The sequence below is a fragment of the Pseudomonas sp. Pseusp49 genome (assembly GCF_059491875.1).
Map to the genome: position 1 here is coordinate 375,839 of NZ_CP168514.1, position 11,161 is coordinate 386,999.

Annotated in this window: 5 protein-coding genes; 2 read left to right on the forward strand and 3 right to left on the reverse strand. The window is 60.4% G+C overall.

The window, feature by feature from the left end:
- Positions 1-14 precede the first annotated feature (14 nt).
- The 3 genes from ACEN83_RS01575 to aceE all read right to left on the reverse strand — a co-directional run bounded on the left by ACEN83_RS01575 (position 15) and on the right by aceE (position 6,495).
- Positions 15-1,409, reverse strand: coding sequence for an alkaline phosphatase D family protein (locus tag ACEN83_RS01575; protein ID WP_495579320.1), 1,395 nt, complete (start codon positions 1,407-1,409; stop codon positions 15-17).
- Positions 1,410-1,879: 470 nt separating this feature from the next.
- The gene (gene aceF, locus ACEN83_RS01580; RefSeq protein ID WP_495579321.1) at positions 1,880-3,838 is read right to left on the reverse strand and encodes a dihydrolipoyllysine-residue acetyltransferase; all 1,959 of its coding nucleotides are present in this window, start codon (positions 3,836-3,838) and stop codon (positions 1,880-1,882) included.
- Between the two features lie 11 nt (positions 3,839-3,849).
- Positions 3,850-6,495 carry a pyruvate dehydrogenase (acetyl-transferring), homodimeric type gene (gene aceE / locus ACEN83_RS01585; RefSeq protein ID WP_116580741.1) on the reverse strand — a complete coding sequence of 882 codons (2,646 nt, stop codon included), beginning with the start codon at positions 6,493-6,495 and terminating at the stop codon, positions 3,850-3,852.
- A gap of 383 nt (positions 6,496-6,878) precedes the next feature.
- On the opposite strand from aceE, the gene glnE reads away from it, so the two are divergent.
- Both glnE and waaF read left to right on the forward strand, forming a co-directional pair.
- Positions 6,879-9,818 (forward strand): bifunctional [glutamate--ammonia ligase]-adenylyl-L-tyrosine phosphorylase/[glutamate--ammonia-ligase] adenylyltransferase, encoded by a 2,940-nt coding sequence (glnE, locus tag ACEN83_RS01590; protein WP_495579322.1) that lies wholly within the window; start codon positions 6,879-6,881, stop codon positions 9,816-9,818.
- A 307-nt stretch (positions 9,819-10,125) separates the two neighbouring features.
- Positions 10,126-11,160, forward strand: coding sequence for a lipopolysaccharide heptosyltransferase II (gene waaF / locus ACEN83_RS01595; protein ID WP_429382598.1), 1,035 nt, complete (start codon positions 10,126-10,128; stop codon positions 11,158-11,160).
- The last annotated feature ends 1 nt before the right edge of the window (position 11,161 follow it).

Here is an 11,161-nt window from a genome sequence, read left to right on the forward strand (position 1 = left end):
GTGATTTTTTGCCATCAACGCAAATTAATGCCTGTCGATTGCAGCCACTTGCCGTCCCGATCGTGGTAATTCACCTGAATGCGTTGTGCATCGATGACCAGGTGCGCGAAGTTATCCTGACTGATGACTTTGCCGGTCAATTCCTGGCGATATTCGCCAGCAGCGTTCCGTGCCAGCGGCCGGTCGAGGATAAAGCTGGATTGACTGGCATAGGGCAGCAGTTTGGTATTGCACAAAGGTGACGACACAATGGTGTGCACTTCGAAGTCCGGGTCTTCGCTGTGGGTCAGTCGACTGGTCAAGGAGGCGTGGACGTCACCGGACACGAAAATGACATTCTTCAGTCGGTGCGAACGAATGGTCTCCAGCAACCGCAGCCGTTGCCCGGGGAAACCGGCCCAGGCGTCATTCCCATCCTGTTTGGCGTCGGGAAAGAACATCACGCTGGTAACCACCAGCTTGACCCGGGCAGGGCTGTGGATCAGCCATCGGCACAAGGCATGTTCCTGTTCGACATCAAGCATGCGTCGATCCTCGGCGGACAAGTTGCGCCGGGTGCGACTGTCGGTGACGAACCATTCGATATCGCCATCGGCGAACTGATACCAGTAGTGATTCGGAATCCGGCCGATCCGGCCATCGTCAAGTAGTTCAAATACCGGGCTGTGGCTGGCTTGATATAACTCATATGCAGTGATGGCGTTTTTGTATAGCGCCTCATCGGTCGATTTTTTCTTGTTCGGCCAGTTATCTTCAATTTCATGATCGTCGAGGATCATGTAAGTCGATATGTTGGCCATTAACCTGGAAATATGCGGCTGGGAGAAAGCGGCACGGTACTTTGCGAGTATTTGCTGATATTCGCGATCAGGTGCAAAAAAATTCAAGTCGTCGACATAGATCTGGTCGCCCGTCATCAGCATGGCGCTGACCGGTGGCTTGGCTTGCCTTGCCAGTTGAGCCATCGAGGCAAATATCCGGTCACCCTGTTGGGGTGCCGACGGGATGCCGGCGGTCATCCGCAGGTAACGGCATGAACCGACAAAATAGGCTCGTGGGGTACTGGCCGCGCCGGACCGGGTGCGCAAGCGATAGAGCTCTTGCGGCCATTGCAGCGGCAGTTCCCGCAGCGAATCCGCGGTGTGTTCGGCACTCCGGGTGCTGAACCAGCCGGCCTGGTATTCGTACTCGGTATCGGCTGCCAGGTTTTTGAGAACGATGACATCGGACATGTCATACAGGTTTGTCAGCCTTGCAAAGACACGGTCAAGCCATTGTTCTTGCCCGGACTGCCGATAACGAATGCCGGCAAATACGGGGGCATTGTTTTGCGCTTCGCCGCGCACGAAAATACGCGCGTGATCAGTTGTTGTATGGCCAATAATCGGGCCGACAGTGGGTTTGAGCATGTTTGAGTCCATTCGCTGCCAGTTAATCAGGAAGTTGCTTGTTTCGGATCTAATAGGTATTCAGCCAAGACTAATTATTTGGCCTGAATAAATACCTGGCAGAAATGGATTCAAGTTGTGGGCGATATCAGCCACAAATGTAGGAAGGTGTTTAAACAAGAACTTCAGGCAAAAAAGATACTTTACGGAGCATCTGTAGGAGCTGCCGAAGGCTGCGATCTTTTGATCTTGCTTTTGCGATCTGCAGATTGCTGAAGATCAAAAGATCGCAGCCTTCGGCAGCTCCTACAGGGGAACGCGTGCACCACCAAACAACGAGGTCGAGCGTCGACCGGCAGCTCCTGCAGTTTCCCGGAATGATGTGATGAGCCAAAAAAAAGCCCCGCCAAATTGGCGGGGTTGAGGTACGAGCGTGGCGCTCGGAAACGTGGAACGCGATCGGCCCTCCGGTGAAGGAGGGCCGGTCGGTATTACAGGAGCATGGTGCGGATGTCGCCCAGCAGGTCGCTCAGACGCTTGGTGAAGCGTGCAGCAGCGGCGCCGTTGATCACACGGTGATCGTAGGACAACGACAGTGGCAGCATCAGTTTCGGCTGGAAGGCTTTGCCGTCCCAGACTGGCTGGATGGTGGCCTTGGAAACACCGAGGATCGCCACTTCCGGCGCGTTGACGATCGGCGTGAAGCCGGTGCCGCCAATGTGGCCGAGGCTGGAAATGGTGAAGCAGGCGCCTTGCATCTCGTCCGACGAGAGCTTCTTGGTCCGGGCTTTTTCAGCCAGGGAAGCGGCTTCGGCAGCCAGTTGCAGCAGGCTCTTCTGGTCGACGTTCTTGATGACCGGTACCAGCAGGCCATCCGGGGTGTCGACGGCGAAGCCGATGTTCACGTATTTCTTGCGGATGATCGCCTTGCCGCTTGGTGCCAGCGAGCTGTTGAAGTCCGGCAGTTCCTTGAGCAGGTGTGCGCAGGACTTGAGCAGCAACGGCAGGACGGTCAGCTTGACGCCGGCCTTCTCTGCAACGGCTTTCTGGGCAACACGGAACGCTTCGAGTTCGGTGATATCCGCCGAATCGAATTGCGTCACGTGCGGCACGTTCAGCCAGCTGCGGTGCAGGTTGGCAGCACCGACCTGCATCAGGCGGGTCATCGGCACTTCTTCGATTTCACCGAAGCGGCTGAAGTCCACGACCGGAATCGGCGGGATGCCCGCGCCACCGGTTGCGCCGGCAGCAGCGGCCGGTGCTTCCTTGGCCTTCTGCATCATGGCCTTGACGTAAACCTGCACGTCTTCTTTCAGGATGCGACCGTGCGGACCGCTGGCGCCGACGGCGCTCAGCTCGACGCCGAACTCGCGGGCCAGTTGACGCACGGCAGGGCCGGCGTGAACTTTTGCGCCCGGCTTGGCTGGAGCGGCAACCGGGGCAGCAGGTGCGGCGGCCGGTGCAGCAGCGGCTGGAGCCGAAGCAGGAGCGCTCGGAGCAGCAGCGGCAGGTGCCGGTGCAGCAGCCGGTGCAGCGCCTTTGACTTTCAACTTGAGGATCAGGTCGCCAGTACCGACTTCGTCATCGAGCTTGATGGAAACACTTTCCACCACGCCAGCGGCTGGCGATGGAATTTCCATGCTGGCCTTGTCGGATTCCAGGGTGATCAGCGACTGGTCGGCCTCAACGGTGTCGCCGGCCTTGACCAGGACTTCGATGATCTTGGCCTTGCCCGCCGAACCGATGTCCGGAACGTGGATGTCCTGGACGCTGTCGGCAACCGGTGCAGCCGGAGCTGCTGCGGGTGCAGGTGCAGGCGCTGCGGCAGCAGCTGGTGCGGCAGCCTGGGCCGGGGCGGCAGGCGCTGCGGCAGCACCTGCCACTTCCAGATCCAGGATCAGGTCGCCGGTGCCGACTTCGTCGTTGAGCTTGACGCTGATGGCCTTGACCACGCCAGCGGCAGGCGACGGGATTTCCATGCTCGCCTTGTCGGATTCCAGGGTGATCAGCGACTGATCAGCCGCGACGGTGTCGCCGACCTTGACCTGGATCTCGATGATCTGGGCCTTGCCCGACGAACCGATGTCCGGCACGTGCACTTGCTGAACGCTGGCGGCAGCCGGCGCAGCAGCAGGAGCGGCGGCAGGGGCAGCAGCCGGTTTGGCTTCAGCCTTGGCAGCCGGCGCAGCGGCAGCCGCAGGGGCTGGCGCAGCAGCACCTTCGACTTCCAGCTCCAGCAGTTCGTCGCCTTCTTTCAGGCGATCGCCCAGCTTCACTTTCAGGCTCTTGATGATGCCGGCCTTCGGCGCAGGCACTTCCATGCTCGCCTTGTCCGACTCAAGTGTCAGGATGCTCTGGTCGGCTTCGATACGGTCGCCGACCTTCACAAACAGTTCAATTACTTCACCTTCACCGCTGCCGATGTCAGGTACGCGAATGAGTTCGCTCACAGAATCTCTCCTCAGCAGTCCAGTGGGTTGCGTTTTTCCGGGTTGATACCGAACTTGGCGATGGCCTCGGCCACAACCTTAGGTTCGATGTCACCACGGTCAGCCAGTGCTTCCAGGGCTGCCAACACCACGAATTGACGGTCGACTTCGAAGAAATGACGCAGTTTCTTGCGGCTGTCGCTGCGGCCGAAACCGTCGGTGCCCAGGACTTTGAATTCCTTGGACGGTACCCACTGACGGATCTGCTCGGCGAACAGTTTCATGTAGTCGGTAGAGGCAATGACCGGACCTTTACGGCCGTTCAGGCACTCTTCGACATAGCTCAGCTTAGGCTTCTGGCCAGGGTGCAGACGGTTGCTGCGCTCAACGGCCAGGCCGTCGCGACGCAGTTCGTTGAAGCTGGTAACACTCCACACGTCGGCGCCGACGTTGAACTCTTCACGCAGGATCTTCGCCGCCTCACGGACTTCACGCAGGATGGTGCCGGAGCCCATCAGCTGAACGTGGTGCGCCGCTTCGCGGTTGTCTTCCTCGAGCAGGTACATGCCTTTCTTGATGCCTTCTTCGGCACCGGCCGGCATGGCTGGCTGCTGGTACGACTCGTTCATCACGGTGATGTAGTAGAAGACGTCCTGTTGCTCTTCGGTCATCTTCTTCATGCCGTCCTGAATGATCACCGCCAGCTCGTAGCCGTAGGTTGGATCATAGGTGCGGCAGTTCGGGATGGTGGCAGCCAGCAGGTGGCTGTGACCGTCTTCGTGTTGCAGGCCTTCACCGTTCAGGGTGGTACGGCCGGCGGTGCCGCCGATCAGGAAGCCACGGGTGCGACTGTCGCCAGCGGCCCAGGCCAGGTCACCGATACGCTGGAAGCCGAACATCGAATAGAAGATGTAGAACGGCAGCATCGGCTGGTTGTGGCTGGAGTACGAAGTACCGGCAGCGATGAAGGAGCTCATGGCGCCCGCTTCGTTGATGCCTTCTTCGAGGATCTGGCCCTTCTGGTCTTCCTTGTAGAACATCACCTGGTCTTTATCGACTGGCTCGTAGAGCTGGCCGACGGAGGAGTAGATGCCCAACTGACGGAACATGCCTTCCATACCGAAGGTACGGGCTTCGTCCGGGATGATCGGCACGATGCGCGGACCGATTTCCTTGTCCTTGACCAGTTGCGCGAGGATCCGCACGAAGGCCATGGTGGTGGAGATTTCACGGTCGCCCGAACCGTCCAGGATCGCCTTGAGGGTATCCAGTGGCGGAGTCGGGATGTTGAAGCTGTGAGCGCGACGCTGTGGCACGAAACCGCCCAGTGCGGTACGGCGCTCGCTCAGGTAACGGGCTTCGGCGCTGCCTTCTTCCGGTTTGAAGAACGGCAGGTTTTCCAGCTCGTCGTCCTTGACCGGGATGTCGAAGCGATCGCGGAACAACTTCAGGCTTTCGACGTCGACTTTCTTGGTGTTGTGCGCGGTGTTCTTCGCTTCGCCGGCACCGGTGCCATAACCCTTGATGGTCTTGGCCAGGATGACGGTCGGTTGTTCCTTGTGGTTGACCGCTTCGTGGTACGCCGCGTAGACCTTGTACGGGTCGTGGCCGCCACGGTTGAGTTTCCAGATCTCGTCGTCGGACAGGTCTTCAACCATCGCCTTGAGTTCCGGCGTGTTGAAGAAGTGTTCACGCACGAACGCGCCGTCTTTGGCTTTGTAGTTCTGGTACTCGCCGTCGATGACTTCGTCCATGCGGCGTTGCAGGATGCCGTCGACGTCCTTGGCCAGCAGTGGGTCCCAGAAACGGCCCCAGATGACTTTGGTCACGTTCCACTGAGCACCGCGGAACACGCCTTCGAGTTCCTGGATGATCTTGCCGTTGCCGCGAACCGGGCCGTCGAGGCGCTGCAGGTTGCAGTTGATGACGAAGATCAGGTTGTCCAGCTTCTCGCGGCCGGCCAGGGAGATCGCGCCCAGGGATTCCGGCTCGTCGCACTCGCCGTCGCCCAGGAAGCACCAGACTTTCTGTTTGCCTGGCTGGATGAAGCCGCGGTGTTCCAGGTACTTCATGAAGCGTGCCTGGTAGATCGCCTGGATCGGGCCCAGACCCATGGAAACGGTCGGGAACTGCCAGAAGTCAGGCATCAGCCAAGGGTGCGGGTAGGACGACAGGCCCTGACCGTCGACTTCCTGGCGGAAGTTGTTCATCTGGTCTTCGGTGATGCGGCCTTCCATGAATGCGCGGGCGTAAACGCCTGGCGAGGTGTGGCCCTGGAAGTAGATCAGGTCGCCGCCGTGTTCGTCGGTCGGGGCCTGGAAGAAGTAGTTGAAGCCGATGTCATACAGGGTCGCACTGGAAGCGAAGCTGGAGATGTGACCGCCGAGGTCAGAATCCTTCAGGTTCGTACGCATCACCATGGCCATCGCGTTCCAGCGTACCAGCGAGCGAATGCGGCGTTCCATGAACAGGTCGCCAGGCATGCGTGCTTCGTGGGTAACGGGGATCGTGTTGCGGTAAGGCGTGGTGATGGCGTAAGGCAACTGCGAACCGCTGCGGGTCGCCAGTTCACCCATACGGGTCATCAGATAGTGAGCACGGTCTTCGCCTTCTTTGTCGAGAACCGATTCCAGGGCGTCCAGCCATTCCTGGGTTTCGACGGGATCGAGGTCTTGCATGGCTTGCTCCAGGGCGGAAAGGCTACCAGAATCGGTTGCCTGAGTTAGCGACTGGCCTTGTGGGCAGACGTTATGAATTCTTGGATTGCCGACAGGTTGTTCCGGCGGCGTGTAGTTTTACTACAAATCTTCCGGCATTTCAGCCCGTCTAATGTATATACGAGTAGTAAAACTACAGATGAGCGGCTTGTGGCCCCCGGCTGCGTTGTGAGAATAATCGTTAAGGTTGGTCTTTTTCCAACTACAAAAGGTAAAAGCTTGATGCTGGCTGCCAAAATAAAAGAAATTTCAGCTATTTCTAACTTTTGTTCGACACTCCCTCAGGTAGTGGGTTTTCGAAAACCACTACATGCAGTCCGTTGTACGCCGATCAAGGATAGACCATGAGCCTCCCTTCGCTTGCCGAACTGCCCGCCATTCTCCAGCCGTTTGTCACCCGTGCCGAGCAGTCGTTCCGGGCTGCCGTCGCCACTCTGGACGATGATCACGGGCTGTCTGCCTGGTCGCCGGAGCGCTGGGCGCAATTTGCCCGCGTCACCGCCGCCAGCGATTTCGTGATTGAACAGTCTGTTCGTGACCCTTTGATGTTGCTGCAGCTGGTGCAGTCCGGTGAGCTGGACCGCAGCTACGCGCCCGGTGAATTGTGCGCGCAGATCGCGGCCGCCGTGAGCACGGCCGAGACCGAAGATCAGCTTGGCCGTGCCCTGCGCCGCCAGCGCGCGCGCCATCAGGTGCGGATCATCTGGCGCGACCTGACCCGCCAGGCCGATTTGATCCAGACCTGCCGCGACCTCTCGGACATGGCCGATGCCAGCATCGATAAGGCCTATCAATGGTTGTACGTGCGGCATTGCCAGCAATTCGGCGTGCCAACCGGGCGGCGCAGCGGTGAGCCGCAGCAGATGGTCATCCTCGGCATGGGCAAGCTCGGTGCCGTGGAGTTGAACCTGTCGTCGGACATCGACCTGATTTTCGCCTATCCGGAGGGCGGCGAAACCGTCGGTGTGAAACGCGCGCTGGATAACCAGGAGTTCTTCATTCGTCTGGGCCAGCGGCTGATCAAGGCCCTGGACCCGATGACCGTCGACGGCTTTGTGTTCCGCGTCGACATGCGCTTGCGCCCCTACGGTTCGGCGGGCGCGCTGGTGCTGAGCTTCAATGCGCTGGAGCAGTATTACCAGGACCAGGGTCGCGACTGGGAACGCTACGCGATGATCAAGTCGCGGGTGGTGGCCGGCGACCAGGTGGCTGGCGCGCAACTGCAAGAGATGCTGCGGCCGTTCGTTTACCGGCGTTACCTGGACTTCTCGGCCATCGAAGCGCTGCGCACCATGAAGCAGTTGATCCAGCAGGAAGTGCGGCGCAAGGGCATGGCCGACAACATCAAGCTCGGCTCTGGCGGTATTCGTGAAGTCGAGTTCATTGCCCAGGCGTTCCAGCTGATCCACGGCGGCCGCGACCTGAGCTTGCAGCAGCGCCCACTATTAAAGGTGCTGAGCACTCTGGAAGGTCAGGGTTATCTGCCGCCGGCCGTGATCAGCGAGCTGCGTGAAGGCTACGAGTTCCTGCGTTACACCGAACACGCGATTCAGGCGATCGCTGACCGCCAGACGCAAATGTTGCCCGATGGCGAGCAGGATCAGGCGCGCATTGCCTTTATGCTGGGCTTTGCCAACTGGACGGCGTTCCACGAACAACTGATGTACTGGCGTGGCCGGGTAGCCTGGCACTTCGGGCAGGTGATCGCCGATCCCGACGAAGAGCAGGGTGCCGAAAGCGAAGTGGTGGTCGGCGGCGAGTGGTTGCCGCTGTGGGAAGAGGCTCAGGACGATGAGGCCGCTTGCCGCCAACTGGAAGAGGGTGGTTTCAAGGACGCGCCCAAGGCCCTGAAAGCCTTGGCCGGCTTGCGCAGCAGTCCGCAATTGCGGGCTATGCAGCGTCTGGGGCGCGAACGTCTCGATGCGTTTATTCCGCGTTTGCTGGCGCAGGCCGTGGAGCATGCCAATCCGGATCTGGTGCTGGAACGCGTGTTGCCGCTGGTCGAAGCCGTGGCCCGTCGCTCCGCATATCTGGTGCTGCTGACCGAGAACCCTGGCGCCTTGCGGCGTTTGCTGACGCTGTGCGCCGCGAGCCCGTGGATCGCCGAGCAAATCACCCGTTTCCCGCTGCTGCTCGACGAATTGCTCAACGAAGGCCGACTGTTCAAGCCGCCACTGGCGCCAGAACTGGCAGCCGAGTTGCGTGAGCGCCTGACGCGGATTCCCGAGGACGACCTCGAACAGCAAATGGAAGCGCTGCGTCACTTCAAGTTGGCGCACCGCTTGCGGGTGGCTGCGTCGGAAATCGCCGGCAGCCTGCCGCTGATGAAAGTCAGCGACTACCTGACCTGGCTCGCCGAAGCGATTCTTGAACAGGTGCTCGCACTGGCCTGGCGCCAGACCGTGGCCAAGTACGGCACGCCGCTACGCACCGATGGCACCTTGTGCGATCCCGGCTTCATCATTGTCGGTTATGGGAAAGTCGGCGGCCTGGAACTCGGGCATGGTTCGGACCTGGACCTGGTGTTCATCCACGACGGTGATCCGCAAGCTGAAACCGATGGGCTCAAACCCATCGACGGCGCGCAATTTTTCACCCGGCTGGGGCAGCGGATCATTCACCTGCTGACGGCGCAGACCAACTCCGGGCAGTTGTATGAAGTGGACATGCGCCTGCGGCCGTCCGGTGCGTCGGGGTTGCTGGTGAGTTCTTTGGGGGCGTTTGCCCGTTATCAGGAGAACGAAGCCTGGACCTGGGAGCATCAGGCACTGGTGCGGGCGCGCGTGCTGGTGGGCAGTCAGGATGTCGGCCAGGCCTTCGAGAAAGTCCGCGCCGCGATATTGGGCAAGGCGCGTGATTTGCCGACCCTGCGCCAGGAGGTCAGCGAGATGCGCGCCAAGATGCGCGATAACCTCGGCAGCAAGAGCACGGCGGCCGGCACCGGGGCAAATGCCTTCGAAGCCACGGCGCCGTTCGATATCAAGCAGGACGCCGGAGGTATCGTCGATATTGAATTTATGGTGCAATACGCGGCCCTGGCGTGGTCCGAAACACACCCGCCATTGCTGCGCTGGACCGATAACATCCGCATTCTGGAAGAACTGGAGCACGAAGGGCTGATGCCCGTCGAAGATGCCAGCCTGTTGCGTGAAGCGTATAAAGCATACCGTTCCGCCGCCCACCGACAGGCTCTGCAGAAGAACCCGGGGGTGATACCGGCCGACCAGTTCGCGGACGAACGGCAGCAGGTCATGCGGATCTGGCGTGAGCTGGGGCTACGCTGAAACGCGTCAGTCGCAGCGACAGGATTCAAAGGTGGGAGCGGGCTTGCTCGCGAAGGCGGAGTGTCAGTCGATAGAGATATTGGATGTGATGGCCCCTTCGCGGGCAAGCCCGCTCCCACAGTCGATCTGCAGTGTCATGCCGATCGAAGTACACCAATACCCAATGTGGGAGCGAGCCTGCTCGCGATAGCGGAGTGACAGTCGACAGCAATGTTGAAGGTGATGACCCATCGCAAGCCAGCATGCTCCCGCAGAGATTCTCGAGGCGGGGAGGCGTAGGCCTCCCCGGTTCGTTTATGGAAACCACATGAAAATTCTGATCGTTGGGCCCAGTTGGGTCGGTGACATGGTGATGGCGCAGACACTTTTCCAGTGTCTCAAGCAACGCCACCCGCAGTGCGAAATCGACGTGCTGGCCCCCGAGTGGAGCCGGCCGATTCTTGAGCGCATGCCCGAAGTTCGCCAGGCCTTGAGCTTTCCGCTCGGTCATGGCGTGCTGGAGTTGGCGACGCGCCGGCGCATCGGCAAATCCCTGGCCGGCCAGTACGACCAGGCGATCCTGTTGCCCAATTCCCTGAAGTCGGCGCTGGTGCCGTTTTTTGCCGGCATCCCGAAACGCACCGGCTGGCGTGGCGAATTCCGCTATGGCCTGCTCAATGACGTGCGCACGCTGGATAAGGATCGTTATCCGCTGATGATCGAGCGCTTCATGGCCCTGGCCTACGAGCCAGGAGTCGAGTTGCCGAAACCCTATCCGCGTCCGACGCTGCAGATCGACCCGGTCACCCGCGAGGCGGCGCTGGCCAAGTTCGGCCTGGCCCTCGACCGTCCGGTGTTGGCCCTGTGCCCCGGCGCCGAGTTTGGCGAGTCCAAGCGCTGGCCGTCCGAGCATTACGCCAAGGTCGCCGAAACCAAGATCCGTGAAGGCTGGCAAGTCTGGCTGTTCGGTTCGAAAAACGACCACGCCGTCGGCGAAGACATCCGCGCGCGGCTGATTCCCGGCCTGCGCGAAGAATCGGTCAATCTCAGCGGCGGCACCTCGCTGGCCGAAGCCATCGACCTGCTGTCCTGTGCCGACTCGGTGGTGTCCAACGATTCCGGCCTGATGCACGTCGCTGCCGCGCTGAACCGCCCGCTGGTTGCGGTCTACGGCTCGACGTCGCCGGGTTTCACGCCACCGTTGGCCGAGCACGTGGAAATCGTACGCCTGGGCATCGAGTGCAGCCCGTGCTTCGATCGCACCTGCCGTTTCGGCCATTACAACTGCTTGCGCCAGCTCATGCCGCAAGCCGTGAACGAAGCCTTGCAGCGGTTGCAAGGCACTGTGGTCGAGGTCAAATAGC